The 26,857-nt window shown below is 75.0% G+C and carries 32 protein-coding genes and 1 pseudogene; 20 read left to right on the top strand and 13 right to left on the bottom strand.

Features of this window, described 5'->3' with window-relative positions:
- Positions 1-61: 61 nt before the first annotated feature.
- Both B085_RS0124130 and B085_RS0124125 read left to right on the top strand, forming a co-directional pair.
- Positions 62-2,083, top strand: coding sequence for an NADPH-dependent 2,4-dienoyl-CoA reductase (locus tag B085_RS0124130; RefSeq protein ID WP_018561171.1), 2,022 nt, complete (start codon positions 62-64; stop codon positions 2,081-2,083).
- Between the two features lie 26 nt (positions 2,084-2,109).
- Positions 2,110-2,652 carry a PadR family transcriptional regulator gene (locus B085_RS0124125; protein ID WP_018561170.1) on the top strand — a complete coding sequence of 181 codons (543 nt, stop codon included), beginning with the start codon at positions 2,110-2,112 and terminating at the stop codon, positions 2,650-2,652.
- 308 nt (positions 2,653-2,960) lie between these two features.
- Here B085_RS0124125 and B085_RS0124120 read toward each other — a convergent pair whose 3' ends face one another.
- Complete coding sequence (locus tag B085_RS0124120; protein ID WP_018561169.1) at positions 2,961-4,055, bottom strand: PP2C family protein-serine/threonine phosphatase; 1,095 nt, start codon at positions 4,053-4,055, stop codon at positions 2,961-2,963.
- Positions 4,056-4,207: 152 nt separating this feature from the next.
- On the opposite strand from B085_RS0124120, the gene rpmG reads away from it, so the two are divergent.
- The gene (rpmG, locus tag B085_RS0124115; protein WP_018561168.1) at positions 4,208-4,372 is read left to right on the top strand and encodes a 50S ribosomal protein L33; all 165 of its coding nucleotides are present in this window, start codon (positions 4,208-4,210) and stop codon (positions 4,370-4,372) included.
- A 50-nt stretch (positions 4,373-4,422) separates the two neighbouring features.
- Entirely contained in the window at positions 4,423-4,680 is a 258-nt protein-coding gene (locus B085_RS0124110; protein ID WP_018561167.1) for a type B 50S ribosomal protein L31, read from the top strand.
- A gap of 22 nt (positions 4,681-4,702) precedes the next feature.
- On the opposite strand, the gene B085_RS0124105 is transcribed toward B085_RS0124110, so the two are convergent.
- The 4 genes from B085_RS0124105 to B085_RS0124090 all read right to left on the bottom strand — a co-directional run bounded on the left by B085_RS0124105 (position 4,703) and on the right by B085_RS0124090 (position 7,617).
- Complete coding sequence (locus B085_RS0124105) at positions 4,703-5,101, bottom strand: PTS-dependent dihydroxyacetone kinase phosphotransferase subunit DhaM (protein WP_018561166.1); 399 nt, start codon at positions 5,099-5,101, stop codon at positions 4,703-4,705.
- Entirely contained in the window at positions 5,098-5,769 is a 672-nt protein-coding gene (gene dhaL / locus B085_RS0124100; protein ID WP_018561165.1) for a dihydroxyacetone kinase subunit DhaL, read from the bottom strand. Before dhaL ends, B085_RS0124105 begins: the two co-directional genes overlap by 4 nt.
- Before the next feature lie 24 nt (positions 5,770-5,793).
- On the bottom strand, positions 5,794-6,786 hold the full coding sequence (gene dhaK, locus B085_RS0124095) for a dihydroxyacetone kinase subunit DhaK (protein WP_018561164.1): 993 nt from the start codon (positions 6,784-6,786) through the stop codon (positions 5,794-5,796).
- A 120-nt stretch (positions 6,787-6,906) separates the two neighbouring features.
- Positions 6,907-7,617, bottom strand: coding sequence for a GntR family transcriptional regulator (locus B085_RS0124090; RefSeq protein WP_037732360.1), 711 nt, complete (start codon positions 7,615-7,617; stop codon positions 6,907-6,909).
- A 217-nt stretch (positions 7,618-7,834) separates the two neighbouring features.
- On the opposite strand from B085_RS0124090, the gene B085_RS0124085 reads away from it, so the two are divergent.
- From B085_RS0124085 to B085_RS49495, 4 genes are read left to right on the top strand one after another with little or no spacing between them, the layout of a single operon-like run.
- On the top strand, positions 7,835-8,599 hold the full coding sequence (locus tag B085_RS0124085) for a LamB/YcsF family protein (RefSeq protein ID WP_018561162.1): 765 nt from the start codon (positions 7,835-7,837) through the stop codon (positions 8,597-8,599).
- Positions 8,596-9,225: a 5-oxoprolinase subunit B family protein gene (locus tag B085_RS0124080; RefSeq protein WP_018561161.1), complete on the top strand. Its 630-nt coding sequence runs from the start codon at positions 8,596-8,598 to the stop codon at positions 9,223-9,225. The genes B085_RS0124085 and B085_RS0124080 overlap by 4 nt, the downstream gene beginning before the upstream one ends.
- The gene (locus B085_RS0124075; protein WP_018561160.1) at positions 9,222-10,085 is read left to right on the top strand and encodes a biotin-dependent carboxyltransferase family protein; all 864 of its coding nucleotides are present in this window, start codon (positions 9,222-9,224) and stop codon (positions 10,083-10,085) included. The genes B085_RS0124080 and B085_RS0124075 overlap by 4 nt, the downstream gene beginning before the upstream one ends.
- A 21-nt stretch (positions 10,086-10,106) precedes the next feature.
- On the top strand, positions 10,107-10,493 hold the full coding sequence (locus B085_RS49495) for a VOC family protein (RefSeq protein ID WP_158689814.1): 387 nt from the start codon (positions 10,107-10,109) through the stop codon (positions 10,491-10,493).
- Between the two features lie 2 nt (positions 10,494-10,495).
- On the opposite strand, the gene B085_RS0124065 is transcribed toward B085_RS49495, so the two are convergent.
- Complete coding sequence (locus B085_RS0124065; RefSeq protein WP_018561158.1) at positions 10,496-10,990, bottom strand: nucleotidyltransferase domain-containing protein; 495 nt, start codon at positions 10,988-10,990, stop codon at positions 10,496-10,498.
- Between the two features lie 246 nt (positions 10,991-11,236).
- Between B085_RS0124065 and B085_RS0124060 the strand changes: the two genes are divergently transcribed.
- From B085_RS0124060 to B085_RS0124035, 6 genes are all read left to right on the top strand, one after another.
- Positions 11,237-11,698: a fluoride efflux transporter FluC gene (locus B085_RS0124060; RefSeq protein WP_018561157.1), complete on the top strand. Its 462-nt coding sequence runs from the start codon at positions 11,237-11,239 to the stop codon at positions 11,696-11,698.
- Positions 11,695-12,042 carry a DUF190 domain-containing protein gene (locus B085_RS0124055; protein ID WP_018561156.1) on the top strand — a complete coding sequence of 116 codons (348 nt, stop codon included), beginning with the start codon at positions 11,695-11,697 and terminating at the stop codon, positions 12,040-12,042. Before B085_RS0124060 ends, B085_RS0124055 begins: the two co-directional genes overlap by 4 nt.
- The gene (gene crcB / locus B085_RS0124050; RefSeq protein WP_018561155.1) at positions 12,039-12,413 is read left to right on the top strand and encodes a fluoride efflux transporter CrcB; all 375 of its coding nucleotides are present in this window, start codon (positions 12,039-12,041) and stop codon (positions 12,411-12,413) included. The genes B085_RS0124055 and crcB overlap by 4 nt, the downstream gene beginning before the upstream one ends.
- Before the next feature lie 174 nt (positions 12,414-12,587).
- On the top strand, positions 12,588-13,040 hold the full coding sequence (locus B085_RS0124045) for an SPW repeat domain-containing protein (protein ID WP_018561154.1): 453 nt from the start codon (positions 12,588-12,590) through the stop codon (positions 13,038-13,040).
- 140 nt (positions 13,041-13,180) lie between these two features.
- The gene (locus B085_RS0124040) at positions 13,181-14,047 is read left to right on the top strand and encodes an oxygenase MpaB family protein (protein ID WP_018561153.1); all 867 of its coding nucleotides are present in this window, start codon (positions 13,181-13,183) and stop codon (positions 14,045-14,047) included.
- Positions 14,048-14,123: 76 nt separating this feature from the next.
- Positions 14,124-16,172 carry a tetratricopeptide repeat protein gene (locus B085_RS0124035; protein WP_018561152.1) on the top strand — a complete coding sequence of 683 codons (2,049 nt, stop codon included), beginning with the start codon at positions 14,124-14,126 and terminating at the stop codon, positions 16,170-16,172.
- Positions 16,173-16,178: 6 nt separating this feature from the next.
- Here B085_RS0124035 and B085_RS0124030 read toward each other — a convergent pair whose 3' ends face one another.
- Complete coding sequence (locus B085_RS0124030) at positions 16,179-17,057, bottom strand: LysR family transcriptional regulator (RefSeq protein WP_051102151.1); 879 nt, start codon at positions 17,055-17,057, stop codon at positions 16,179-16,181.
- Positions 17,058-17,204: 147 nt separating this feature from the next.
- Here B085_RS0124030 and B085_RS0124025 point away from each other — a divergent pair, with 147 nt between their 5' ends.
- The 3 genes from B085_RS0124025 (at position 17,205) to B085_RS0124015 (ending at position 19,109) form a co-directional block, all read left to right on the top strand.
- The gene (locus B085_RS0124025; RefSeq protein WP_018561150.1) at positions 17,205-17,426 is read left to right on the top strand and encodes a hypothetical protein; all 222 of its coding nucleotides are present in this window, start codon (positions 17,205-17,207) and stop codon (positions 17,424-17,426) included.
- Between the two features lie 77 nt (positions 17,427-17,503).
- Positions 17,504-18,325, top strand: a complete 822-nt coding sequence (locus B085_RS0124020) for a universal stress protein (protein WP_018561149.1) — start codon at positions 17,504-17,506, stop codon at positions 18,323-18,325.
- Between the two features lie 85 nt (positions 18,326-18,410).
- A complete protein-coding gene (locus B085_RS0124015; RefSeq protein WP_037732358.1) occupies positions 18,411-19,109 on the top strand; it encodes an alpha/beta fold hydrolase in 699 nt (232 codons plus the stop codon).
- Here B085_RS0124015 and B085_RS0124010 read toward each other — a convergent pair.
- The 6 genes from B085_RS0124010 to B085_RS0123985 all read right to left on the bottom strand — a co-directional run bounded on the left by B085_RS0124010 (position 19,078) and on the right by B085_RS0123985 (position 22,751).
- Entirely contained in the window at positions 19,078-19,500 is a 423-nt protein-coding gene (locus B085_RS0124010; protein ID WP_018561147.1) for a rhodanese-like domain-containing protein, read from the bottom strand. The two genes, B085_RS0124015 and B085_RS0124010, sit on opposite strands and share 32 nt — an antisense overlap.
- The gene (locus B085_RS43620; protein WP_018561146.1) at positions 19,497-20,084 is read right to left on the bottom strand and encodes a cysteine dioxygenase; all 588 of its coding nucleotides are present in this window, start codon (positions 20,082-20,084) and stop codon (positions 19,497-19,499) included. The genes B085_RS0124010 and B085_RS43620 overlap by 4 nt, the downstream gene beginning before the upstream one ends.
- A gap of 214 nt (positions 20,085-20,298) precedes the next feature.
- Positions 20,299-20,847: a chloramphenicol phosphotransferase CPT gene (gene cpt / locus B085_RS0124000; RefSeq protein ID WP_018561145.1), complete on the bottom strand. Its 549-nt coding sequence runs from the start codon at positions 20,845-20,847 to the stop codon at positions 20,299-20,301.
- A 37-nt stretch (positions 20,848-20,884) separates the two neighbouring features.
- Complete coding sequence (locus B085_RS0123995) at positions 20,885-21,550, bottom strand: phosphotransferase (RefSeq protein ID WP_018561144.1); 666 nt, start codon at positions 21,548-21,550, stop codon at positions 20,885-20,887.
- Entirely contained in the window at positions 21,541-22,062 is a 522-nt protein-coding gene (locus B085_RS0123990; RefSeq protein WP_018561143.1) for an isochorismatase family protein, read from the bottom strand. Before B085_RS0123990 ends, B085_RS0123995 begins: the two co-directional genes overlap by 10 nt.
- Positions 22,063-22,130: 68 nt before the next feature.
- Positions 22,131-22,751: a hypothetical protein gene (locus B085_RS0123985; protein ID WP_018561142.1), complete on the bottom strand. Its 621-nt coding sequence runs from the start codon at positions 22,749-22,751 to the stop codon at positions 22,131-22,133.
- Between the two features lie 77 nt (positions 22,752-22,828).
- Here B085_RS0123985 and B085_RS43615 point away from each other — a divergent pair.
- The 3 genes and pseudogenes from B085_RS43615 to B085_RS0123970 form a co-directional block, all read left to right on the top strand.
- Positions 22,829-23,239, top strand: a pseudogene (locus tag B085_RS43615) (thiolase C-terminal domain-containing protein); the annotation flags it as partial.
- A 108-nt stretch (positions 23,240-23,347) separates the two neighbouring features.
- A complete protein-coding gene (locus B085_RS0123975; protein WP_018561140.1) occupies positions 23,348-23,587 on the top strand; it encodes a DUF397 domain-containing protein in 240 nt (79 codons plus the stop codon).
- A 384-nt stretch (positions 23,588-23,971) separates the two neighbouring features.
- Complete coding sequence (locus B085_RS0123970) at positions 23,972-26,854, top strand: ATP-binding protein (RefSeq protein ID WP_018561139.1); 2,883 nt, start codon at positions 23,972-23,974, stop codon at positions 26,852-26,854.
- The last annotated feature ends 3 nt before the right edge of the window (positions 26,855-26,857 follow it).

The raw sequence follows: 26,857 nt of genomic DNA, 5'->3' as shown, positions 1-26,857 counted from the left end.
GCCCCGGTGGTCTACAAAAGTCGGGACGACACCGCGCGCCGCCGCCCGAGGAGACCCCGCGATGAGCCCGTACCCGCACCTGCTGAACCCGCTCGACCTCGGCTTCACCACACTGCCGAACCGGGTGCTCATGGGCTCGATGCACATCGGACTGGAGGAGGCCGAGGGCGGATTCGAGCGGATGGCCGCGTTCTACGCCGCCCGGGCCCGCGGCGGCGTCGGCCTGATCGTCACGGGCGGCATCGCCCCCAACGACCGGGGCCGCCCCTACCCCGGCGGGGCCCGGATGACCACCGAGGCCGAGGCGGCGCAGCACGCCGTCGTCACCGACGCCGTGCACCGCGCCGGCGGCCGCATCGCCATGCAGATCCTGCACTTCGGCCGGTACGCGTACCACCCCGAGCTGGTCGCCCCGAGCGCGCTGCGGGCACCGATCAGCCCCTACGTCCCGCACGCCCTCACCGGCGAGGAGGTCGAGGAGACCGTCGAGGACTTCGTGCGGGCGGCCGCGCTCGCGCGACAGGCGGGGTACGACGGCGTCGAGATCATGGGCTCCGAGGGCTACCTGATCAACGAGTTCATCGCCTCCGCCACCAACCACCGCGACGACCGCTGGGGCGGCTCCTACGAGAACCGGACCCGCTTCCCGCTGGAGATCGTCCGCCGCACCCGCGAACGGGTCGGCCCGGACTTCATCATCGTCTACCGGCTGTCCATGCTCGACCTGGTGCCCGGCGGCTCCACCCTGGAGGAGGTCGTCTCCCTCGCCAAGGAGATCGAGGCGGCCGGCGCGACGATCATCAACACCGGCATCGGCTGGCACGAGGCGCGCATCCCCACCATCGCCACCTCCGTCCCGCGCGGCGCGTACAGCTGGGTGACGAAGCGGCTGATGGGCGCGGTCTCGGTGCCGCTGGTCACCAGCAACCGGATCAACACCCCCGAGGTGGCGGAGCGGTTGCTCGCGGAGGGGGCCGCCGACATGGTGTCGATGGCCCGCCCGATGCTCGCCGACCCCGACTTCGTGGCCAAGGCCCGCGAGGACCGCGCGGACGCCATCAACACCTGCATCGGCTGCAACCAGGCGTGCCTGGACCACACCTTCAGCGGCAGGCTCACCTCCTGCCTGGTCAACCCCCGGGCCTGCCACGAGACCGAGCTCGTCCTCCTCCCCACCCGGCTGCGCAAGCGCGTGGCCGTCGTCGGCGCCGGTCCCGCCGGGCTCGCCTGCGCCGTCTCCGCGGCCGAACGCGGCCACGCCGTCACCCTCTTCGACGCCGCCGACCGGATCGGCGGCCAGCTGAACATCGCCCGCAAGGTGCCGGGCAAGGAGGAGTTCGACGAGACGCTGCGGTACTTCCGCACCCGCCTCGCCGAGGAGGGGGTGGAACTGCGCCTGGGCACGCACGTCGCGGCGGAGTCCCTGGCGGACGAGGGCTTCGACGAGATCGTCCTGGCCACCGGCGTCACCCCGCGCACGCCTGACATCCCCGGTGTCGACCACCCGAGCGTGCTGAGCTACCTCGACGTGCTGCGCGACGGGGCCCCGGTCGGCGAGCGCGTCGCCGTCGTCGGCGCGGGCGGCATCGGCTTCGACGTCGCCGAGTTCCTCACCGACGGCGGCGAGGGCGCGAGCCGGGACCCGCAGACGTACTTCCGCCAGTGGGGTGTCGACACCGAGTACCGCGGGCCCGGCGGGCTGCGCGCGCCCGAGCGGCCGAAGCCGCCGCGCACCCTGCACCTGATCCAGCGCAAGACCACCAAGGTGGGCGCGGGGCTGGGCAAAACCACCGGCTGGATCCACCGCACCGAGCTCAAACACCGCGGCGTGACCATGGTCGCGGGCGCCGTCTACGAGCGCATCGACGACGAGGGCCTGCACATCACCGTGGACGGCGAGCGGCGGACCGTGCCCGTCGACACCGTCGTCCTGTGCGCCGGTCAGGAGCCGCGCCGCGACCTGTACGAGGCGCTGCGCGCGGCCGGGCACTCCGTGCACCTCATCGGCGGGGCCGACGTCGCGGCGGAGCTGGACGCCAAGCGGGCCGTCCGCCAGGGCACCGAGCTGGCCGCGGCGCTGTGAGCCCGGGCCGTCCGTAGGATGCGGACATGTCGCTGCCGCACGCCATCCTCACCGCCCTGCTGGAGAAGCCGTCGTCGGGGCTGGAGCTGGCACGCCGCTTCGACCGTTCCATCCGCTACTTCTGGTCCGCGACGCACCAGCAGATCTACCGCGAGCTGGGCCGGCTGGAGGACGCGGACCTGATCCGGGCCCTGCCCGCGGCCCAGCCCGCCCGCGGGCAGCGCAAGGAGTACGAGGTGCTGCCCGCGGGCCGCGCCGAACTCGTCGCCTGGGTGGCCGCCACCGAGGACCCCAAGCCGATCCGCGACCCGCTGCTGCTGCGCCTGCGCGCGGCGGCGGTCGTCGGGACCGGCGGGCTCGCGGACGAGCTTCGTCGTCATCTGGAGCTGCACGAGCGCCAGTTGGCGCAGTACGCCGAGATCGAGCGGCGCGACTTCCCGCCGGGGCGCGGCGCCGACGAGGACCGGCTGCGGCACCTGGTGCTGCGTGCGGGCATCGAGCTGGAGACCTTCTGGGCGCAGTGGCTCGGCGAGGCGGTCGCCGAGGTCGAGGAGATGGGGCGCTCCTGACCGGCCGGCGATGTCGTCGGCGGCGACGTGGCCGAGCCCGCCCCGGCGCGGATGCGGCCCGGCGCGGCCGCGCCTGCGTTGCCCGCGGCGTACGGCGGGTGCCGCCGCGGTGAGTCCGGCGAAGAGCCGCCGCGCGCCGCCGCCCGCGCCGCCGCCCGCGTCCCGCGTGGCACCTGGCGGCGGGAAGGCTGCCGCGTACGGTCGTCGGCCAGGGTGGACGCTGTCACGGCGGGTCTTCGGCGAGGAAAGCTGACGCTTCCTCAGCAATGTGCGGCCGATGCCCGGGGACGTCAGGGCGCGCGCGTCCGTCACCGTGTACGGCGCAGGGCCAGCAGTGCCGCGTCGTCGCCGAGTCCGCCGCCGCTCCAGGACCGCAGATCGGCCAGGACCCGGTCGAGCAGGTCGTCCGGGTCCTGCTCGGGCATCTCCCGCACCCGCTCGGCGAGCGGGTAGAAGCGGCCCCGCCGGTCGCGCGCCTCGATCACGCCGTCGGTGCAGAACAGCAGCAGGTCGCCGCGGTGGAAGGGGACCGTCTGCGGGCGGTAGCGGTCGCCGGTCAGGGCGAGGAGCCCGAGCGGCGGCGCGGGGACCTCTGGCGTCAGCTCGGTCACGGCGCCGTGGCGCCGCAGCAGGGGCGCGGGGTGGCCGCAGTTGACGAGCACGGCGCCGTCGCCCTCCTCCGGCACGGCCAGCAGGACGGCGGTGACGAAGTCCTCGCCGCCGCCGCCGCTGCGGGCGAGCGCACTGTCCAGCCGGGCCGCGACCGCCTCCAGGCCCGGCTCCGAGCGGGCGGCGTCCCGGAAGACGCCGAGGACGTCGGCGGCGGTCTCCACGGCGGCCAGCCCCTTGCCGCGTACGTCGCCGAGCAGCACCCGCACCCCGTGGTCGGTCGGCACCACCTCGTACAGGTCCCCGCCGATGCGGGCCTGCGCCTCCGCCGCCACATAGCGCACCGCGACCCGCAGCGGGCCGATCCGGGGCGGCGGCGGCCGCAGCAGGGCGCTCTGCGCCGCCTCGGCGACCCCGCGCACCCGGGCCAGCTCCCTCTCCCGCCCGGTGATCAGCACGACGGCGCCGGTGCTGGTGAAGGTCACTGCGAGCACGGTGATCGCAGAGGCCACGTGGACCAGCGCCGGTACCCCGTGGTTCGCCGCCGCAAGCGCGAAGACCAGGCCGATCGCGAGCGCGCCCGCCGCGAGCGGGCCGCGGGCCCGGCGGGAGTGCGCGCCGGCGAGCACGGGGAGTGCCGCCAGGACGGGGGCGAGGGTCGTACCCGGGCCGCTGGTCAGGTCCAGGACCACGCAGCCGGCGATCAGCAGGTAGGCCAGCGCCAGGAAGCAGAGCGCCCCGCGGGGCAGTGCGAGCGGGGGCACGCCGGTGCGCGTGTGCGGGCTGCGGGCCATGGGTGCCGGCCCTCCTGTCGCCGGTGCGGGACACCCCTTCTCCATCTTCGCCGCACCGGGCCGGTGACGGCGGGAATGGACACGGCGGCCGCCGTGTTGAACCCCACGTCCGAAGAAAATGAAAACCATTATGGACGTGGAGAGGACCTCGCATGGCACGCAGCGAGCAGCGCCCGGTGATCACGCTCCGGTCGACCGCCGGCACCGGCACGGCCTACGTGACCCGCAAGAACCGGCGCAACGACCCGGACCGGATGGTCCTGAGCAAGTACGACCCCGCCGTCGGCCGTCACGTGCCGTTCCGCGAGGAGCGCTGACACCGGCGAACACAGCCGTCCCCCGTCCCCGCCGCAGACTGGAGCACACCGTGCAGCACTCGATCCACCCCGCCTACCGTCCGGTCGTCTTCCGTGACCGCAGCGCGGACCTCGCCTTCCTCACCCGCTCCACGATGACCGCCGAGAAGACCGTCGTCTGGCAGGACGGGAACACCTACCCGGTGGTCGACGTGGAGATCTCCTCCGCGAGCCACCCGTTCTACACCGGCAATGCCCGCGTCATGGACACCGCGGGCCGCGTCGAGCGCTTCGAGCGCCGGTACGGCACCGGCCTCCGCCGGGGCTGACGGCCGGGGGCCGCGGCCCCGCTCAGGTCTTGCGGTACGTGTACGCGTCCTGAGCCGCCGCGGCCACGGCGTCGAGGTCCGCCCCCGTCGACGCGGTGACCACCGCCGCCACCGCGCCCTCGACGAAGGGCGCGTCGACCAGGCGGGTGCCGGGCGGCAGCTCGTCGCCCTCGGCGAGCAGCGCCTTCACCGTCAGGACGGCGCTGCCCAGGTCGGCGATGACGGCGACACCGTCGCCCCGGTCCACCGAGCGCGCGGCGGCGGTGATCTTGCCGGCGTCCGTGCCGAGCCCGCCGTCCGGCGCGCCGCCGGCGGCGGCCACCAGCACGTCGGTGCCGCCGCCGCTCAGGCCGGTCGCCATCCGCGCGACCGTCTCGGCGACCTGGGCGCTGTGCGACACCAGTACCAGTCCGACGGTCATTGCGTGCCCTCCCGGGCGGCGCCGGCCAGGGCGCCCACCAGGAGCGCCGAGGACGCCGCCCCGGGATCCTGGTGCCCGATGCTGCGCTCCCCGAGGTAGCTCGCCCGGCCCTTGCGGGCCAGCATGGGCACGGTGGCCAACGCCCCCTCGTCGGCGGCGATCGCGGACGCCGACAGCGCCTCCGCGAGCCCGGCGCCCTTGTCGAGGGCGAAGGTCAGCGCCTCCACGGCCGGTGCCAGCGCGTCCAGCATCGTCTTGTCGCCCTGTGCCGCGCCGCCCAACTGCGCCACGCCGTCCACCCCCTCCCGCAGCGCCTGCGCCAACTGCTCCGGCGCCACCTGCCGGGCATCGCCCAGGGCCTTGCCCGCCTTGCGCAGCAGCGTCCCGTACAGCGGGCCCGAGGCCCCGCCGACCGTGCTGATCAGCTGCCGCCCGACCAGCACCAGCACACCGCCCGGGGTGTCCGGCGGCTCCTTCTCCACCGCCGTGCGCGCCGCGATGAAGCCGCGCCGCATGTTCGCTCCGTGGTCGGCGTCCCCGATGGGGGAGTCCAGTTCCGTCAGCCGGTCCGCCTCGCGCTCGATCACCGAGGCCGCGGCGGTCAACCAGCGGCGGAGGAAGGCCGTGTCGATCACCTGGCCCGCTCCGGTGGACGATGCCTCGCTCATCTCTCCCGCTCTCCTCAACCTCGCTCAGGCGCCCCAGCACAGGGCCGGTGTGCTCACCGGCGCGTCCCAGAGCCGCAGCATCTCCTCGTCCACCTGGCACAGGGACACCGACGCGCCCGCCATGTCCAGCGACGTCACGTAGTTGCCGACCAGTGTGCGGGCCACCGTCACGCCGCGCGCCCCGAGCACGCGGTGCACCTCGGCGTTGAACCCGTACAGCTCCAGCAGCGGCGTCCCGCCCATGCCGTTCACCAGCAGCAGCACCGGACCGTCCGGGCGGAGGTCGTCCAGGACGGCGTCGACGGCGACCTCCGCGATCTCGCCCGAGGTCATCATCGCCCGGCGTTCCCGGCCCGGCTCGCCGTGGATGCCGATGCCCAGCTCCAGTTCCCCCGCCGGGAGGTCGAAGGTGGGCGCGCCCTTGGCCGGTGTGCTGACCGCGGTCAGCGCGACGCCGAAGCTCCGCGAGACCTCGTTGACGCGCCGCGCGACGGCCTGGACGCGCTCCAGCGGCGCTCCCTCCTCGGCCAGCGCGCCGGCGATCTTCTCCACGAAGAGCGTGGCACCGGTGCCGCGCCGCCCCGCCGTGTAGAGGCTGTCGGTCACCGCGACGTCGTCGTTGACCAGGACCTTGCCGACCATGATCCCCTCGTCCTCGGCCAGCTCGGCGGCCATGTCGAAGTTCAGCACGTCACCGGTGTAGTTCTTCACGATGAACAGCACCCCGGCCCCGCTGTCCACCGCCGCGGCCGCCCGCACCATCTGGTCGGGCACGGGGGAGGTGAACACCTCGCCCGGGCACGCCGCGTCGAGCATCCCGTGTCCCACGAACCCCCCGTGCAGTGGCTCGTGCCCCGACCCGCCCCCGGAGAGCAGCGCGACCTTCCCCGCGACCGGCGCGTCCCGGCGCACGATCACCCGGTTCTCCACGTCCACGGTCAGCTCCGGATGCGCTGCCGCGAACCCCCGCAGGGCGTCGGCCACCACGGTTTCCGGGACATTGATCAGCATCTTCATGGAACTGCTCCGTCCGAAGGCTGGGTCTGGCGGTGCTGCGTTGTCACATCAGCCTACAAATCCGCAGCGCCAGGGGCAGTCCCGATGACGGATGAGTCTCGTGTGCACCGCGCACAAGGTCTACCGGAGCGCGCCCCCGTCCGCGGCGGGGAGCGCGTACCGGCGGAGGAGCTGCGCCTCGGCATGGTCGAGGTAGGACGCCAGCAGCCGCTCCGCCCCCGCCGGGTCCGCCGCCTCCAGCGCGCAGAGGATCTCCCGGTTGCCGTCGAGATAGGGCTCGTGGAAAGCCCGGGGGTCGTCCATCGCGTGGAAGGCGAGACGGAGTTCGGCGAGCACGCCCGTCATGAGACCGGTCAGCCGGGCGCTGCCCGCCAGGTCGACCAGCGCCTGGTGGAAGTGGATGTCGGCCGTTCCCAGTTCGCCCCACCGCTCCGCGGCGGCGGCCCGCCCGCCCTCCGCCACGGCGTCCGCGGCACCGGTCAGGTCGTAGGGAGCCGCCCCGAGGCCCCGGATCACGGAGCTCTCGACCAGGCGCCGCACCCGGTAGATGTCGGCGACGTCCCCGGCCGTCAGCACCCGGACGAAGACCCCGCGGTTGAGTTCGTGCACCAGCAGTTTCTCGTGCGTCAGCAGCCGGAACGCCTCGCGAAGGGTGTTGCGGGAGACGCCGAGCGCCCCGGCGACGACGTCCTCGGCGAGCTTGCCACCCGGCGGCAGGTGACCCTCGGAGATCCTGGTGCGCAGCACCGCGGCGACCCGGTCGGCGGTGCTGGCGCGCGCCAGCAGCGCGCGGTCGCCGGCGAGGACCGCGGGATCCACCTCTGCCGCCATCGTCCCCGCCCCTCTCGCTCCGTACCCGGCCGCGGGCCCGCGGCGCGGGCCCAGTCAATCCGAGAGCCGGGGAGAAGACAACGGGACTCTTGTCGGATTGTTCAACAAGAATCTACGGTGATCGGACGCCGGGAAGCGTTCGCCCTCGGCCCGCCGGACACCGCTGCCCGTGTCGCCCGACCGGACGCGGCATTTCCCCGAGGGAGTTCGCCGTACCGTGACAGACTTCGTGATCGACCTCAACGCGGACCTGGGGGAGGGCTACGGACGGTGGATCCTCACCGACGACGACGCCCTGCTGTCCGTGGTCACCAGCGCCAACGTCGCCTGCGGGTTCCACGCGGGCGATCCCGGCATCATGCGCCGGGTGTGCGACACCGCGGCCGCGCGCGGGGTGCGCATCGGCGCCCAGGTCTCGTACCGCGACCTCGCGGGGTTCGGCCGGCGGGCGATGGAGGTGCCCGCGGACGAACTGGCCGACGAGATCACCTACCAGATCGGCGCGCTGGAGGTCTTCGCCCGCGCCGCAGGCGCCCAGGTGGCGTACGTGAAACCGCACGGGGCCCTCTACAACAAGGTCGTCGTCGACGACGGGCAGGCCGCCGCCGTCGCCGCGGGCACCCGGCGGGCCGATCCGGCCCTGCCGGTGCTCTGCCTGCCGGGTTCGGCCATGGAGCGCGCGGCCCGGCAGGCCGGGCTGGACGTGGTGGGGGAGGCCTTCGCCGACCGCGCCTACACCGCGGCCGGCACTCTCGTCCCGCGCGGCACCTCGGGGGCGCTCATCGCCGACCCCCACCAGGTCACCCGGCAGGCGGTCGCCCTCGCCCGCGACGGCGTGACCACGGCCCTGACCGGCGAGCGGGTGACCGTACGGGCGCGATCGCTATGCCTGCACGGCGACTCCCCGGACGCGGTCGCCACGGCGCTGCGGGTGCGTGCCGCGCTCGAGGACGCGGGCGTGCGGCTGGAGGCATTCGCATGAGGGTCCTCACGGTCGGGGAGGACGCCCTCCTGATCGACCTGGCCACCCCCGAGCAGGCGCGGGCCTGGCACGCCGAACTCCTGCGCCGCCGCGGCGAGGGCGGCCTCGGGCCGGTGCGCGAGATCGTCCCCGGCGAGCGGACCGTGCTGCTGTACGGGGTGCCGGACGCGGCCGCGCTCCGCGCCGAGTTGCGGGGCTGGTCCGTCACGGCACGGGCGGCGGCCGACGGGCCGCTCGTGGAGATCCCGGTCCGTTACGACGGGCCCGACCTCGCGATGGTCGCCGAGCGCTGGGGCGTGCGGCCGGAGGAGGTGGCCGGGGTGCACAGCGGTACGGAACACCGCGTGGCCTTCTGCGGGTTCGCCCCGGGCTTCGCCTACATGACCGGGCTCGGCGAGAGATACGGCGTGCCGCGCCGGGCCGAGCCCCGCACCTCGGTGCCCGCCGGCTCGGTGGCCGTCGCGGGCCCCTACACCGGCATCTACCCGAGGAGTTCGCCGGGCGGCTGGCAGTTGATCGGGACTACTTCCGTCCGCCTGTGGGACCTGGCACGCGAACCGGCCGCGCTGCTCGCGCCCGGCACCCGTGTGCGCTTCGTCCCCGCGCCCGAGGGGGCGGGAGCGTGAGCGGCGGTGAGCTGCGGATCGTCAGGGCCGGTGCGCTGACCACCGTCCAGGACCTCGGGCGGTACGGTCACGCCGCACTCGGCGTCGCCCGCTCCGGGGCCCTGGACCGGCCGGCGCACCGGCTGGCGAACCGCCTGGTGGGCAATGCCGACCGGGCCGCGACCCTGGAGACCACGCTGACCGGGGTGGCCGTGCGGGTCGTCCGTCCGGCCGTCGTCGCGGTCACCGGGGCGCCGGCGCCCGTCCTGCTCGACGGCCGCCCCGCTCCCTGGGGCGCCGCCGTGCGGCTGCGGGCCGGTGCCGTGATCGAGGTGGGACCCGCCACGCGGGGTGTGCGCAGCTATCTGGCGGTCGCCGGCGGCGTCGACGTGCCCGCGGTGCTCGGCAGCCGTTCCACCGACCTGCTGTCCGGGCTGGGGCCCGCGCCGCTGAGGGACGGCGACGTGCTGCCGCTGGGCGCGGCGCCCGCGCTCCCCGTCCACGCCGACCTGGCCCCGCACGCCGGACCGCCCGGGGAACTGGTGCTGCCGCTGCGGCTCGGGCCGCGCGACGACTGGTTCACCGCCGCCGCCGTCCGCACCCTCGCCGCCGGCCGCTTCCACGTGTCGGAGCGCAGCAACCGCATCGCGCTGCGCACCACGGGGCCCGTGCTGGAGCGGGCCGTCCGCCGGGAGCTGCCGAGTGAGGGCATGGTCGTGGGAGCCGTCCAAGTGCCGCCCGAAGGCAGGCCGGTGGTCTTCCTCGCCGATTCGCCCACCACCGGCGGCTACCCGGTCGTCGGCGTGGTCCCCGAGCGAGGTCTGGCCGCGGCCGCGCAGGCCGTCCCGGGGCTGCCGGTGCGCTTCGTCCCCCACCGCTGAGACCGGTCACGGCCCTTCCGGATTTCTGGAACGCGTTCTACTCCGACGCCGTCTCGTCGGCCCCACGATCAAGCGATCGCCTTCTGCGCCGCCGCGTTCGGAGCGACGGAGAGCTTCCGGCTCGAAGGGGACGACGGGCGGATCGCGCATGCCGAGATCAGGGTCCACCGCTCCACGCTCATGCTCGGCGACGCCGAGGCCCCGGCGTCGCCGCCGTCCGCCGCGGCCGGCCCGTCCGTCGTTCGGCACGTCCACGTGCCGGACGTGGACGCCCTCACCGGCCGGGCGGTGGCCGCCGGAGCCGAACTGCTCACGGCTCCGGCCGACATGGCCTACGGCGCGCGCCAGTCGATGCTCCGGGACCCCTTCGGCCGCGTCTGGATCCTCCTGGCGCCGCTGTACGGATGACCTCAGAAGTGCGTGGCGATCCCGAAGGCCTCCCGGAGCCCGCGCATGTCGTGGCGGTCCCGGTCGGCGGGCTCGTACCCCTGGTGGAAGTACACCTGTTGCTCGGCCGACAGGCAGGGGACGGCGGTCCGCTCCACCTCGCCGGTGACGAAGCACGCGGCCGGGTAGCCGAAGGGGCGCCCCGGCTCCGGCGACGCCTGTTCGGCGCTTCCGTCGGCGGCGAAGGTCAGGGGGTGCAGGTCGACCTCGCGGCCCCGGGCGTCGGTGACGACGAAGCGCACCGGCCGCCCGTCGAGCGACTCGGTGAAACCGACCGCGGCCAGCGCCGCCACGACGGCCTCCTCCTGTTCGTCGCGGTGCATGAGGTCCAGGTCCCGGTGGTCGCGGGTCTGCCTTCCCAGCAGGGCGTCGATCCCCCAGCCCCCGCCGACCCAGACCTCGGTGCCGGCCCTCCGCAGCAGCTCCAGGATCTCCACCACGTCCCCGCCGGTCATCATCGCCGCATCCCCTCGCCCGGTCCGAAAGCCCCAGGGTGCCACCCCGGAACGGATCACGGGGCCCGGAACCCCGGAGTATGCTGAGAACAGCGGTGGTCCCTCGTGACCGCCGCGCGGCGGTGGGGCCCGCCGTACCCGAACCGCGGTGAGGATGCCGCCAACGGTCCCTACTTGTGACGGAACGCGCCCTGCGCAGGGTGCCTCACGAGTAGGAGAACCATGACCTCACCAGCCCCCCTCCCCGCGATGACCGAGCCAGCCTCCCCCGACGCCGAGCCCCAGCCGCCCCTGCCGCGATCCGCGCGGACACGGGAGCAGGCGCCCGTCGTCGCCGTGGTCGCGGTCGGCGGGGCGCTGGGGGCCTGCGCACGCTACGGCGCGGGCCTGCTGTGGCCCACCGCGCCGGGCGCCTTCCCGTGGACCACGCTGGGCGTCAACGCGCTCGGCTGCGCCGTGATCGGCGTGTTCATGGTGGTCATCACCGAAGTGTGGTCCGCGCACCGGCTCGTCCGGCCGTTCTTCGGCACCGGCGTGCTCGGGGGCTTCACCACCTTCTCCACGTACGCGGTCGATATCCACGGCCTGGTCCAGGGCGGTCACGCCGGGGAGGGGCTGGCCTACCTCGCCGCCACGCCGTTGATCGCGCTTGCCGCGGTGTGGGGCGCGGCGCACACGGCCCGCCGTCTGATCGGATGGAGGCAGACATGACACGGCTGCACGGCACCGCGCTGCGGCTGACGGTCCTGATCGGCGACAACGACACCTGGCACCACAAGCCGCTGTGCTCCGAGATCACCCGCCGTGCCCACGACGCAGGGCTGGCGGGGGCCAGCGTCTTCCACGGGGTCGAGGGCTTCGGTGCCTCCTCACTGATCCACACCACCCGGCTGCTCTCGCTGACCGACAACCTTCCGGTGGCCGTCGTCATCGTCGACCACGAGGAGCGCATCCGCGCGTTCCTGCCGCAGCTCGACGAGCTGGTCACCGAAGGGCTGGTCACCCTCGACGAGGTCGAGGTCATCCGCTACGTGGGACGGGGGAACCCCGGGTGAACTGGATGCTCGTCATCGCCGGGGCCGCGGTCGGAGCGCCGCTGCGGTACCTCACCGACCGTGCCGTCCAGGCCCGGCACGACACCGTGTTCCCGTGGGGCACGTTCACCGTGAACGTGGTCGGCTGCCTCGTCCTGGGGCTGCTGGCCGGCGCCGTCACCTACGGCGCGGCCTCCCACTCGGTGCAGCTCCTGGTCGGCACGGGCTTCTGCGGGGCGCTCACCACCTATTCGACCTTCTCGTACGAGACCCTGCGGCTGGCCGAGACGGGGGCGCGGTTCTTCGCCGTCGCGAACGTCGTCGCCAGCGTGGTCGCCGGGATGGGGGCGGCGTTCACCGGTGCCGCGCTGGCCCAGGCGATCTGGGTCTGAGCGGACCCGGTACCGAAAGCCGCCCGAACAGGATGTTCCGCGCAACCCACCTAAAATGAAGAGGTCCACACTCCGGCCTGTCGCCCGGAGCGGACGCGGGTGTGCTCCCCGCCGGCAGGCACCGCGGGAGCGCGCCGCGCCCGGGCGACGCGGCTCACACCGCGGGAGGGCACCATGTCCCTGACTCAGCGTCCCGGCACCCGGATCCAGACGGCGGGCCACGTCCAGACCCCACCGGCCGACATCCGCGACTCGCTGTTCACGGCGCCCCTGCTGCTGATCGGCGGATGGCTGTTCGCCGCCGGCTGGCCGCTGGCTTATCCCGACACGCCCATCGGCAACAACGTGCGGATCGTCGACCTCGTCTTCTCGACCGTCATCCTGCTCAACGGGATCGCGCGTGTCGCCCGGACCCGCGGGCCCGGCAGCGACGTCGTCACCATCGTGAGCGGTGCCTGCCTGATCGTCTCGCCGTTCGTCTTCGGCTACTTCGGCGACCCGGGAGCGGGTCTCGCGCCGCTCAACCAGATCGTGACGGGTGCGGCCCTGATGGTTCTCGGCGCGGTCAGCCTGGCGCTGATCGAGCGACGGCGCTCCCACCCGCCCGCTGACGCGCCCGCCCGCTGACGCACCCGCCCGGGAGACCGCACCGGGCAGACCCGGCGGTCCGCGCGGCCCTATGCTCGGCGCTGCGGGCACCAGGCCGTGCGTCGCCGTCCCGGTCACGGGTGGGGCCGGCCGTGGTCGCACGGCGACAGGAGGCTGCGATGCGCGACGCCGACCCCGGGCTCTTCGGGCCCGCCTCGGTCACCTGGCAGATGCACGGCGACCCGATGATGTGGATCGCCGGTGTACGGGCGCTGTACCTGCAGGCGCTGCACCCGCGCGCGGTGCGCGGCGTCACGCAGAACTCGGACTTCCGGCATGACGCCTGGGGGCGGCTGCTGCGCACGGCGGACTTCGTCGGCACGATCACCTACGGCACCACGCTGCAGGCCGAGCGGGCCGGGGCCAAGGTACGGGGCATCCACCGCAGGCTGTCCGGGACCGATCCGGACACCGGCGAGCGCTTCCCCGTCGACGATCCCGCACTGCTGCTGTGGGTGCACTGCGCGGAGATCGACTCCTACCTGGAGGTGGCGCGGCGCTCCGGCTTCCCCCTCTCCGACGCGCAGGCCGACGCCTACGTCGCCGAACAGCGGGAGGCCGCGCGGCTGGTGGGCCTGGACCCGGCCGAGATCCCCGACGACACCGAGTCGCTCGCCGCGTACTTCGAGAAGGTGCGGCCCGAGCTGGCCGCCACCCCCGAGGCCCTGGAGGTCTTCGCCTTCCTGCAGGGGCCGCCCGCGCCCCGGGCGCTGCTGCCCCTGCGGCTCGCCGTGTGGGGCCGCGCCACCGCACTGGCCTATGCCGCGCTGCCGCCCTTCGCCCACGAGCTGTACGGGCGGCCCGCCCCGGCCGTCCCCGTCACCGGGCGGCGGCTGCGCGGTACGGGGCTGCTGCTGCGCGCGATCCCCTCCTACGTGCGCTGGCAACTCCCGCCCGGGCACATCCTCAAGGCGGTCGGACGTCTCGGCCCCGGCACCCACCCGTCCGCCCACCGGCTGCGCGAACAGGCGCGTTCCCCCGGGTGACGGCGGGTCCCCAAGCGCGCCCCCCGCGTCCATACTGGGTCCGGGGAGAGGCGGACGACCGGGGGCGGCGTACACCATGACGGCAGCTCAGTACGACGGGGGAACACTGCTGCGCGAGCGCTACCGGCTGCGGGAGCGGATCGGTCGCGGCGGCATGGGCGAGGTGTGGAACGCGCTGGACGAGTCGCTGGGCCGGGAGGTCGCGGTCAAGTGCCTGAAGCCGACGAGCCCTTCCCTCGACCCGTCCGTGCACCGGGTGCTGCGGGAGCGGTTCCGCAGGGAGGCGCGCGTCGCGGCGGCGCTCCAGCACCGGGGCGTCACCGTCGTCCACGACTTCGGCGAGAGCGAGGGCGTGCTCTTCCTCGTCATGGAACTGCTCGACGGCCGCAACCTGAAGCAGCTGCTCGGTGACAACGAGGGCCGCCCGCTGCCCCTGCCCGACGTCACCGACATCGCCGCGCAGATCGCGGCGGCCCTGGCGTACACCCACGCGCGGGGCATCGTGCACCGCGACCTGAAGCCCGCGAACGTCATGCGGCTCGCCGACGGGGACGTCAAGATCTGCGACTTCGGCATCGCCCGCCTCGGTCACGACATCGGCTTCACCTCGCGGCTGACCGGCACCGGGGTCGCCATGGGCAGCCCCCACTACATGTCGCCGGAGCAGATCGGCGGCGAGGACGGCATCGACCACCGCAGCGACCTCTACTCGCTGGGCTGCGTGCTCTACGAGATCGCCACCGGAGCGCCGCCCTTCGACCTCGACGACACCTGGGCCGTCCTGGTCGGCCACCGCGACACCCCGCCCCGGCCGCCGCGCGAACACCGGCCCGACCTGCCGGACGAACTGGAGCAGCTCGTCCTCGACCTGCTCGCCAAGAACCCGGAGGGCCGCCCGCAGAGCGCGGCGGACGTGGCGGGACGGCTCAAGACGCTCCGGGACAGAGGGCAGGGCGGGCAGGGCGGGCACGGCGGCACCCGCCCCGGGTCCGGGCTGCCGTCCTGGGCGCGCCGTCTGGAACTGCAGTCGGGGGCGCCCAGCGCGCGCGGCGGCGGGGCCCTGGCGAGCCGGCACACCGCGGCCGTCGGGCTCGCCCGGCTGGGCCGCTGGACCGAGGCCGAGCGGACGCACCGCGCCGTCGCCGAGGAGCGCGAGCGGCTGCTCGGCGCCGCCCATCCCGACACGCTGACCAGCCGCTACGAACTCGCCCTGTGCCTCAGCCGCGGCGGCCGCCACGCCGAGGCGCTGCGCATGTACGAGGACGTGGCGGCGGCCCGGGCGCAGGGGCTGGGCCCCGATCACCCCGGCACGCTGGCCGCCCGCCAGGAGGCCGCCTATGTGCTGGGGCGTCTCGGCCGTCACGAGGAGGCCCGCCAGGGGTACGCCGCGGTGCTCACCGCCCGGGAACTGCGCCAGGGCACCGACCACCCCGACACCCTGCACTGCCGGCACAACCTCGCCGTCACGCTCGGGCGGCTCGGCCGTACGCAGGAGGCGTACGCCTCGGCAGCCCAGGTCGCGGACTCCCGCACCCGCGTCCTGGGCCCCTCCCATCCCGACACGCTCACCACCCGCTGCGAGGTGGGCCACCTCCTCGGGCTCCTCGACCGCTGGCCGGAGGCCCGTGCCACCTACGCCCACGTCGCCGCGATCCGGGCCGGACTACTGGGCGCCGACCACCCGGAGACCCTCGCCGCCCGCCATGAACTGGGCATCTGCCTCGGGCGGATGGGACTCGGCGCCGAGGCCCACGAGCTCTACACCGACCTCGTCGCGCTGCGCACCCGCGTCTCGGGCCCGGCCCATCCCGACACCCTCCGCGCCCGGCACGGCCTCGGGGTCAACCTCGGGCGCCTCGGCCGCTGGCGGGACGCCCTCGCCGAGGCCCGCGACGTCACGGCGGTCCGCACCCGCGTCCTCGGCACGGACCATCCGGACACGCTCGTCAGCCGCCGCGAGGTCGCCGTCGCCCTCGGCTGGCTGGGCGACTGGCGGGAGGCCCTGGCCCTTCACGAGGCCGTGGGGGAGGCGCGTGAGCGCGTCCTCGGCGCGGACCACCCGGACACGGTGGCCAGCAGGCAGGACCGGGCCCTGTGCCGTGAGCAGCTGGGCCTGCGCGACTGACCCGGTTCAGGGTCGGCCGGTGAGCCGTGCCAGAGCCGCCCTGCGGAACGCCGCCACGAGCCGGTTGCCGTCGCCGGCGCGGGTCGCCGGCACGACATGGCTGGGCTCGACGCCCTCGAGGGGGATCGCCGTGAGGTCGGGGCGCAGGCCGCCGCGGACGCCCGCCGAGACGGCCACGGCCTGCCCGGCGGCGACCACCTCAAACTTGTCCTCGGCGGCGTCGATGAGGGGACCGTCCGGTGCCGGGCTGCCGTCGGGCCGGGGGTCGATGCGCCAGAACGCGCTCCACGACGGGTCGGACTCCCGTACCCGGGGCAGGGGTTCGCCGGCGATGTCGTCAAGGGTGACGGACTCCTTGCCCGCCAGGCGGTGGTCCAGCGGCACCACCAGCACCCGGGGTTCGTCGTACAGCACCGTCACGTGCAGCCCGCCGGTGGGGAACGGCAGCCGGGTCACCAGCGCGTCCACCCGGTGGTCCAGCAGCGCCGCGCCCGCCTCGTTCCAGGGCACGTGCTGGGTGCGCACGTCGGCGTCCGGATGCCGCTGGCGCAGCTCCCGCACCGCGGGGGTGACGATGAGGCCCGCGGTGTAACCCACGGTGATCCGGCTGGGGCGGGCGGCGGCGCGGGTCTCGGCCGCCGCGGTCGCCGCCGAGCGCAACAGCGCCCTGGCCCGGGGCAGGAAGACCTTCCCGGCCTCGGTGAGCACGGTGCCCCGCGGGGTGCGGTCCAGCAGGCGCGCCCCGAGCTGCTGTTCCAGGCGCCGGACCTGCCGGCTCAGGGACGGCTGCGTGACGTGCAGCGCCTCAGCGGCGCGGCCGAAGTGCCGGTGCTCGGCGACGGCCGCACGCGCACCCGGGAACTCCTGGGCTGGCGTCCGGAGCACCCCGCCCTGCTCCCGGACCTGGCGGCCGGCCACTACTTCGGCCGGTCCGGCGCCTGACCCGAGGCGGCTCCCCGGACACCCCGCGGCCGGGTCCGCGTGCGCCACACGGTGCGCATGCCCAGGAGTGCGGCCGGGGATGCACCTCCGGTGCGGGCAGGGCGACCCGCGGCTGCCGACAGCCGTGCTTCCGCCGTCGCCGGGCGCGTCCTGCACCCGGCGGCGGCCGCCCCGGCGCGTTCCCCGAACGCGCCCGTCGAGATCACCCGGGACCTCGCCCTCGCGGTGCCCCTCGACGAGCCGCTCACCCGGCAGGGGTACAAGCGCCGGCTCCGCCACCCGCACGGGGAGGGCCGCGCACGGCCCGTGTGACGGCGCCGCCGCCCGGCTCCGCCGGGGCGCCGGGCGGGGCGGCGGCGCCTACTGTGGAGGCGAGGGAGGCACATCCGATGACCCGACCCGTCACCGTGGGCCTGGACGGCTCGCCGGAAAGCCGCGCCGCCATGCACTGGGCGGCGGGGGAGGCGCTGCGGAGAGCTGTGCAGCTGCGGCTGGTGCACGCCGGGGGGCACCCGTACGGCGACGCGCTCGTGCGGGACGCCGCACAGGAGCTCGCCGAGCGCCATCCTGGCCTGCCCGTGACGACCGACGTGGCCGACGCCCCGCCGGCCGAACTGCTGGTCGCGGAGGCGGGACGCAGCGATCTGCTGGCCCTCGGTTCGCAGCGGCTGAGCGGGCTGAGCGGCTTCCTCCTCGGTTCCGTCGGGCAGACGACGCTGGCCCGCGCGGAGGGTCCCGTCGTGGTCGTCCGCACCGGTCAGGAGCAGGAGACCGGGGACGACCGGCGGCCCGTGGTGCTCGGCTTCAGCCTGCGCAAGGGCGCCGACGAGGTGATCGCCTTCGGGCTGGAGGACGCGCGGCGGCGCGGGGCGCCGCTGCGGGTCGTCCACGCCTGGTCGTACCCCCCGACGTACGGATACGTCCCCGCGGCCATGGACCCCACCTGCGGCGCGGAGATCTCCGCGGCGGAGCGGCACGCGGTGCAGGCGGCCCTCGCGCCGTGGCGGGAGAAGGCGCCCGGTGTGGAGATCACGGAGGAGGTCGCCGCGGGCAACGCCGCGCAGCCCCTGGTGGACGCGGCGGCCGGGGCCTCGCTGCTGGTCGTCGGGCGGTGCCGGAACCGGCCCGCCGGCGTCGGCCCGCACCTCGGGCCCGTGGCGCACGCGGTGCTGCACCACGCGGCCTGCCCGGTCGCCGTCGTCCCGCACTGACGCCCGCGCGGGACCGCATCAGCCCTCAGCGGAAGGGTGTCGCCCAGGCGGGTGACGTCCGCCGCCGACGGGTAGCGTCGCCGAGGTGAGCGATCTCCACACCTTGCACGTGAACGGCATCCGGATGGCCTACCGCACCTGGGGCGAGCCGGACGCGCCGCCGCTCGTGCTCCTCCACGGACGCGGCTCGGACGGCGCCGACTGGCTGCCCGTCGTGCCCGCCCTGGCCGCGACCCACCGGGTGTACGCCCCCGACCTGCGCGGCCACGGGGCGAGCGACCGGCCGGGCGAGTACGCCTTCGAGGCCATGCGTGACGACGTCGTCGCCTTCCTGGACGCCCTCGGCCCCGAGCCGGTGGTGCTGGCCGGGCACTCGATGGGCGCGGTCGTCGCCTACCTGGTGGCGGCGGAGCGGTCGTCCCGGCTGACCGCCCTCGTGCTGGAGGAGCCCGTGCCGCCGGACCCGGAGGTGCCGCCGCGGGCCGTGCCCCGCGGCCCGGAGGGGGACGAGACCTGCGACTGGCGGGTCATCGCGGCCGTCAACCGCTGGCGCAACGCCCCCGACCCGGGCTGGTGGGAGCTGCTGGCGACGATCGACTGCCCCACCCTCGTCCTGGCCGGCGGAGCGGGCAGCCATGTCCCCCAGGACGGGATCGCGGCCATCGCCGCGCGCGTGCCGGGGGCGCGGCTGGTGACCGTGGAGGCGGGGCACCTGGTCCACGGGGAACGCCCCGCGGACTTCCTCGCCGAGGTCAGCGGCTTCCTTCCGGCGCCCCGTCCCTGACCGGCAGCCCGGCCCGCAGCCACGCCTGGAATCCGCCCTCCAGGTCGGTGGCCCGGGTCAGGCCGACGTCCAGCAGCGAGGCCGCGGCGAGGCTGGAGGTGTAGCCCTCGGAGCACGCCACGATCCAGCGCACGCCGGGGCCGGTGGCCTCCGGGATCCGGGCGTCGCTCAGCGGGTCCAGCCGCCATTCGAGGACGTTGCGCTCGATAACCAGGGCGTCCGGGAACTCGCCCTCCCGGGCCCGCTGCGCGGCCGGGCGGATGTCGACCAGCAGCGCCTCACCCGCGGCGATCTCCGCCGCCGCGTCCTTCGGCCCGACCCGCCGCAGCCGGGCCCGGGCGCGGTCGAGCATCCGGTCGATGCCGGACCTGACGGTGGTGGACTGGTTCATCGGACGGCCTCCGGGGCGGTCGTGGACGCGGACGCGGTCACGGTCAGGGCACGTGACAGGGGGACGGCGCGGGGCACCGCGGAGGGCTCCGGATCGTCCGTCAGCACGGTACGCGTGCGCCGCAGGGAGCGCGCGTCGTCGACCGCGTAGTACGACATCGCCGTCAGGGGCGGCGAGTAGGCGTGCACGCTCACCGCGGGCGCGGCGGAGGTGTTGACGACGTCGTGGACGTGCCCGAGGGGAAAGCCCGCGCCGCCGCCCGCGGCGAGTTCCCGGGTCGAGATGCGGCCGCGGCCCCCGTCGTCGTGGAGCCAGCGGTGCTCGGTGAGGGTGCCGTCGACGACGCTCAGGGCACCGAGCGAGCCCGCGTGGTCGTGGAGTTCGGTGCAGGTGTCGCGGGGCCAGGTGATCATCCAGACGTCCACGTAGGGGTCCTGGTGCAGCCTGGTGTACCAGCGGCGGTCGGGCAGGTGGACGGGGAGGTGGACGCCGGCCTCGACGGCGGCGGCGTAGCCGAGGACGAGCGCGCGCAGTTGCGGGAGGACGAGCGGGGTAGGGCCGCTCACCCGGTCGTGCAGGGCCATGGGAAGGGCTCCAGAGCGGGAACACGACGTGCCCCGCCTGGGCGGGGGCAGGTCATGGGGTGGTCGGGGCTACGGAATCAGCCCCGGCGACAGCTCTGGTCGAAGTGGTGCGCACGGCGTCCCGGCCACAGGGGGCCCAGGCTCCAGATGTTCGTGCGCATGCCGCCATGAAAACACAGGACCGGCCGTTCCGTCGCGGTCACCGTCGCAGCCGTCACATGGGTGACACACGAGCGGCGATGATCCGCGCGCACTCCATCGACTCGGTGTGTGTCGTGTCCACTTCGAGGTCGTAGCCGACACCCCGGTGCACCGCCTCCGCCTGCGCCGCTGCCATGCCTCCCACCCGGTCGCCCCGGGCGGTCTCCCGGCCCGCCGCCACCTCGGGCGCGCAGCGGACGCCGACCCACAGCACCTCCAGGCCGTCCAGGGCGCGCCGCCAGCGGTCCTGCGAGGCGGGCCCGCCGAGGAACACCTCGTCGACGATCACCCGGGCCCCGGCCCGCGCCATGGCTCCGATGCCGACCGCCCAGGCGTCGTCCATGGCCCGGAAGGCCTCGCCGACCGACACGACGCCGTCCGCGCCGAAGCCGATGCCCGCGCCCGGCCCGGAGCCCCGCAGCCCGGCGGGCATCCCGTCGACGAGGGTGTCGGTGCCGAACGTCAGCCACGCCTCCGGCAGCAGCACCGCCTGAAGGCAGCGCGCGATGCCCGACTTGCCCGAACTGGAGCCGCCGTTCAGCACGATCACCTGGTACGCCATCGCGCCAGGTTAGGAGCCCGCCTCGCGGGTGCGCGAGTCAATTGCCGTCCGGGGCGCGGCGGGCCAGGCGCCTGAGCCTGCGTGCCTCCGCGGGCCGCAGGTTGGGGTCGGCGAGGCGGGCGCTGATCGCCTCGGCCATGCGCGGGGCGGGGTCGGTGGGGGCGGCGTGCAGGAAGCCGGCGAGCAAGAGCCGCAGTCCGGTGTCGCGGACGGGGCCCAGGCTGACGCCGCGCAGGATGGCGACGGTCAGCGCGGTGTCGGCGGCGGGGTCGCCCCCGGCGGTGTTGCTCCAGTCGATCAGCACCGGGCCGTCCGCGGTGAGGACCACGTTCTCCGGGTGCAGGTCGAGATGGAGGACGCGGTCACGGGCGGGGTCCCCGGTGGCGAAGCGGCGGCGGAGCCAGCCGGGTGCCGGGACGGCGTGCAGGGACGCCTGCAGCCCGGCCAGCAGCCGGCCGTGGGAGTGCGCCCGCCAGGGCCTGCGGGCCAGGTCCTGCGCCATGGTGGGCCCGGTGAGGCGGTCCATGACGAGGTCGGCGCCGTTCACGTCGTGCACGCGGGGCACCGCGAAGCCCACCCCGGCCAGGTGGGCCATAACCCGCGCCTCCTCGTCGGCCGAGCCGCCGTGCCGGTAGCGCCGCAGGACCCGTGTGCCGTCGAGGGCCCAGACATCGGCGTCGCGGCCCGCCCCGATCAGCTCCACAGGGCCTTCACCAGCTCCGCGGCGGGCGCGACGGTCCCGAAACGCGGAAGGGCGAGTGTGACCGCGGCTTCGTGCTCCGCGCCGCTGAGCGCGGTCATCGCGTCCTCGGCGAAGTGGAGTTCGTACCCGTGGTCGGCCGCGGCGCGGGCCGTGGACTCGACGCCCATGTTCGTCGCGATGCCGGCGACCACGAGGGTGTCGACGCCGCGCGCCCGCAACTCCCCGTCCAGCCCGGTGCCGTGGAAGGCGCCCACGGTCCGCTTGACGATCACGAGGTCGCCCTCCCGCTCCAGCCCCTCGACCAGTCCGCTCCCCGGTGGCTGCTCGTCGACCCCGGGGCGCTCCACGCGCACCAGCACGACCGGCGCCCCGGCCTCCCGGAAGGCGGCGGCGAGTCCGAGCGACGCCAGCACGACCTCCTCACCGGAGCGCGGGGCCAACGGCAGCTCCACGATGCGTTCCATCAGGTCGATCACGACAAGTGCGGTGCGCTGGGCCTCGATACGCGTCATGCGCACACCCTAAGGAGCGGGACCTCGCGTGCGCAGGGTTCCCCCGTCGATCGAGTGCGTCACCGTGCTCATCCTTCCGGTGGGAGGAGTTCGACGTCCTCGCCCGCCCTGCCGTCCCGCTCCACCGCCACGACGCGGACGCGTTCACCGGGCCGGACGGCCACCAGGGCGAAGGGCGAAGCCAAGGGCAGCTCCCGAACCGTGCGCGGCGCGCACGACGGCCCCGGTCCGGGGCCGGACCTCTCGATACGGAGGTGGCCGACCCGCCGGCTCACCAGAAGCTCGTGGACGCCGACGAGTTCCCCCTCGTCCTCCGCCTCGAAGACGCCGGCGCCGGTGGACAGCAGCGACTCCGACGAGGAGAGCACCGTGAACGCGGCGTCGGCCAGGACCGCCTCCCACGACGAGGCGTACGCGGGGTCGCATCCGGTCAGACCCCCGGACAGGTGCTCGGCCACCGTCCACCGCGGATCGGGTCCCCGGGTGGACCAGTACAGCTCGCTCGCGGCGAACCCGTCCTTCCTGCGGTGCAGCACGAGGACGAATCCGAGGTCCCCGTCGGTCCATACGCCGGCCGCGACAGGACCGCCGTCCAGGTCCACGCTCCGCCTGTCCATAATCGTGCCGCCCGGGGCGAACGGTCCCCGCTCCAGAGCCGCCGTCGCGATCTCCGCCGTCTTCCGCCGCATGGCCGTTCATGGTGCCAGAGGCCGGTGCGCCCGCGGGGCGTGGGCGCTGTGCGAGACCTGGGTCGAACTGCTCACGGGCGCCGCGGGCCGGGCGCGACTGCGCGGCCGACGTCTGCCGGCAGGCCGGCGTCACCGATCCGCGGCGGCAGATCGACGCCGTCGAGATGTACGTGTCCTTCTCCTGGTACGAGCCGATGGGGCTGGGGTATCTCGGTTTAGCACCGGAGGGGGAGGGCTGGAAGCTCACCGAGTCAGGGGTCACGGAGCTCGGCGGCGACCTGCCCGTCAACCCTTCGGGTGGTGTGCTGTCCACCGATCCGATCGGCGCCTCGGGCATGATCCGCTTCGCCGGGGCCGCCCTCCAGGTGCGCGGCACGGCGGGCGGGCGCCAGGTGGACGGCGCACGACCGGCGCCGGGTCACGCGTACGGCGGGGGTTCGCAGTTCTTCGCCCTGTGGGTGGTCGGATCCGGGCACCCCGGAGAGTGAAACGGGCATGAACCGGTACCGGGACCGGGCAGGTTCTTCCATGACCTGTCCGGGCCCCGGCACGGTCGCTAGGCTGGCCCGGACGACGGAGTCGGGAGGAGAACGGACGTGGCCGAGAGCACGATCGGATCGCCGTTGGCCAACGGGAAGAAGCCGCAGCTTGATCTGGCCAACGCAACATGGCAGTCGAGCAGCCAGGGCACGGGAGACGTCCAGATCGCCTTCGTCGAGGGCTATATCGCCATGAGGGACGGCCGGAGCCCCGAGGGGCCCTCGCTGATCTTCACCCCGGCGGAGTGGAGGGCCTTCGTCCTCGGGGCCCGCGACGGCGAGTTCGACCTCACCTGACGGAATGTCACGGGCACGTCCGGCGGCCCGCCCCCGACCGTGGCGGCGGGCCGCCGGCGCATCCGGCCGGGCGGCTGCGCCCACGCCGTGTCCGCCGTCGGCAGCGCCCGTTGTGCGCCCCCTAGGCGCATGCACCCGACGGCGCGTCATGTCGACGCCGCGCGGCATGTGCCGGAGGCATCGGGGCCGGGCCTTCCCGCATGTGGGCGCACCCGATCGAGCACAGTCGATCACTTCGCGGACGATTTTGAACAGCCGTCACCAGTTCGCATTATCCACTCACGCAGGGTCCCCGGTGGCGTACGCTGAGATGCCACCGGACAGTCGTCCGAGTATCACCGGCGCGCTCCCGGCGCGCGCCGGATCAGGGGCAGGGGGTGCACTATGGCGCGGCGCGCACCGAAGTCCCGGAGGCCGCTCCTCGAACGCGAGGCCGAACTCGTGGCCGTCGACGAGGCGCTGGCCGAGCTCACGGGTATACGGGCCGAGGGGGAACACCCCCGCAGCGGCACACGGCGTGGCGGCGTGCTGGCCTTCGCCGCCCCCGCGGGTCTCGGCAAGACGACCCTGCTCGCGGAGACCAGGCGCCGGGCCTCCGCCCTCGGCTGCACCGTCCTGTACGCCCGCGGCGGCGACCAGGAACAGGGCGTCGCCTTCCACGTCGCCCGCCAACTGCTCCAGCCCCAGCTCGCCGGAGCCGGCGACGAGGTGCTCCGCTCCACCCTCGGCAGCTGGTACGGCATCGTCGGCCCCGCCCTGGGACTGTGCACCGACGGCGCGGGCGCGCCCCCTGACCCGCAGGGCCTCGCGGACGGCCTCGACTGGGTGCTCACCCACATCGCCGTCCGGCGGGCCCCGGTGGTGCTCGTACTCGACGACGCCCACTGGGCCGACCCCGAGTCGCTGGGCTGGCTGGCCGCCTTCGCGCCCCGCGCCGAGGAACTCCCGATGCTCGTCGTCGTGGCCTACCGCCCCGACGAACTCCCCTCCCAGGCCGAGGCGTTCCGCGGGCTGCCCGACCGCTCCGGCACCCGCCCGATCGGCCTGGAACCGCTCAGCGCGGCCGCCATCGGCCGGCTCGTCCGCGAGACCGTCGGCGAACACGCCGACGAGGCCTTCTGCCGCGAGGCCTGGGCCGTCACCGCCGGCAACCCCTTCGAGGCCGTGGAGCTCACGGCCAAGGTCCTCGACCGTGCGCTGCGGCCCGACGAGTCCAGCGCGCACCTCCTGCGCGACCTCGCCGCCGCCGCCAAGGGCAGCGGCCTCATCGCCCGCCTGGAACGCCTGGGCACCTCCACCGTCCGCATGGCGTGGGCCGCCGCCGTCCTCGGCACGTCCATCTCGCCGGCGATCGCGGCGAGCGTGGCGGGCCTGGGCGGCGAGGAGGCCGCCGACGCCGCGGACCGGCTGCGCAAGGCCCGCATCCTCACGGGCAGCGACGTGCTGGAGTTCGTCCACCCCCTCATCGCCACCGCGGTGTACCGGGCGATCCCCGACGCCGTGCGGGTCGCCCTGCACGGCCAGGCCGCCTGGTCCGTCGTGGACGCCGGTCTCGGCCCCTCCGCGGCCGCCCGCCACCTGCTGGAGACCCACCCCGAGGGCGACCCGTGGGTCGTCACCCAACTGCGCCAGGCCGCCCGGGACACCGCCCGGGCCGGCGCCCCCGACGCGGCACGCCGCTACCTGGCGCGGGCGCTGCGTGAGCCGCCGCCCTTCGAGGACCGGGCCGCCGTGCTCTTCGAACTCGGCTGCTCCTCCCTGCTCACGGAGCCGGCCACCACCGTCAACCACCTGCGTGCCGCGCTCGAGGAGCCGATCGTCGACCCGGCGCTGCGCGACGCGATCACCTACCGGCTCTCCCAGGCGCTGGCCCACTCCGACCGGCTCGGCGAGGCCGCGGACACCGTCGGGCAGGCCGCCCGTACCGCGACCAACGCGCGGGCCCGGCTGCGGATGCAGGAAGAGCAGTTCATGTGGGACGCCTTCCGCTCCGACGAGCCGGACTCCCCGGCGCGCTCCCGCAGGCTGAGCCGCCTCGCCGACCGGCTGACCGGACGGGACCTGACCGAGCGCTACATCATCGGACTGCGCGCCTGGGACGCCACCCTGCGCGGCGAGCCCGCCGAGACCGCGCTCAGGCACTCCGACCGGGCCCTGGACGGCGGCCTGCCCTGGGCCAGCGAGGACTTCGGGTTCGAGGTCCCGGTCCTCGTCGCGATGACGTACATGTACGCCGACCGGCCGGGCCGGGCCGAGGAGCTCTTCGCCGCCGGCATCGGCGACTACGAGCGCCAGGGCTGGCGCGGCGCCCATCTGGCCTTCGGCTACTCCCTGCTCGGCTACGTGCGTTACCGCCGCGGCCGGCTCGCCGAGGCGGAGGACTTCGCCCGCGACGGCCTGCGGCTGGCCGACCGCGTCGGCCGCGGCACCCCGGTCGTCTGGTACACCGTGGCGATCCTCGTCGAGATCCTGCTCGCCCGGGGCCGGGTCCGCGAGGCCACGGCCCTCGCCGACCAGTACGAGTTCCATGAGCCCTTCCCGGCGGCCGTCACCTTCCCCGACGCCCAGACCGTCTACGGCCGGCTGCTGCTCGAGCGCGGCATGGTCAACGAGGCCATCGCCCAGCTCGAGGCGTGCGGTCGCCGGCTCGACCCCCGGGGCGTGCGCAACCCCGGCTGGTCGCCGTGGAAGCTCCACCTCGCGCTCGCCGAGGCCCGGGACACCCCGGAGCGGGCCCGTGCCACCGCCGCGGACGCCGTCGAGCGTGCCCGGCAGTACGGCACCGCGTCCGCGATCGGCCAGGCGCTGCGGGTCTCCGCCGAGGTGGCCGCGGAGCCCGACCGGCTCAAGCTGCTGCACGAGGCGGTCGCGCACCTGGAGCGCTCACCCGCCGGCTACGAGCTGGCACGGGCCCTGGTCGACCACGGCGCCGTGCTGCGCCGCGAGGCCCGGCTCCACGAGGCGGCCGAGCAGCTCTACCGGGGCCTGGAGACCGCTGTCCACTGCGGCGCCGACGCCCTGGCCGAGCGCGCCCGCGATGAACTCGCCGCCGCCGGACTCCGGCCGCGCAGGCTCCGTACGACCGAGACCGACGCCCTCACCGCCCAGGAACGGGCGGCCGCCTCACGGGCCGCCCGCGGGGAGGACGACGAGCAGATCGCCGCGGGTCTGGACACCGACGTGGAGAGCGTCACCCGTCTGCTCTCCGCCGTCTACCGCAAGATCGGCACCGACCGGTCAGGCCTCGCCAGGGCCCTGGCACCGTAGCGA

The sequence above is a fragment of the Streptomyces sp. BoleA5 genome (genome assembly GCF_000373665.1).
Classification (GTDB): Bacteria; Actinomycetota; Actinomycetes; order Streptomycetales; family Streptomycetaceae; genus Actinacidiphila.
The sequence above is the reverse complement of the archived record's forward strand: the minus strand, read 5'-3'. Positions and strand labels throughout refer to the sequence as shown.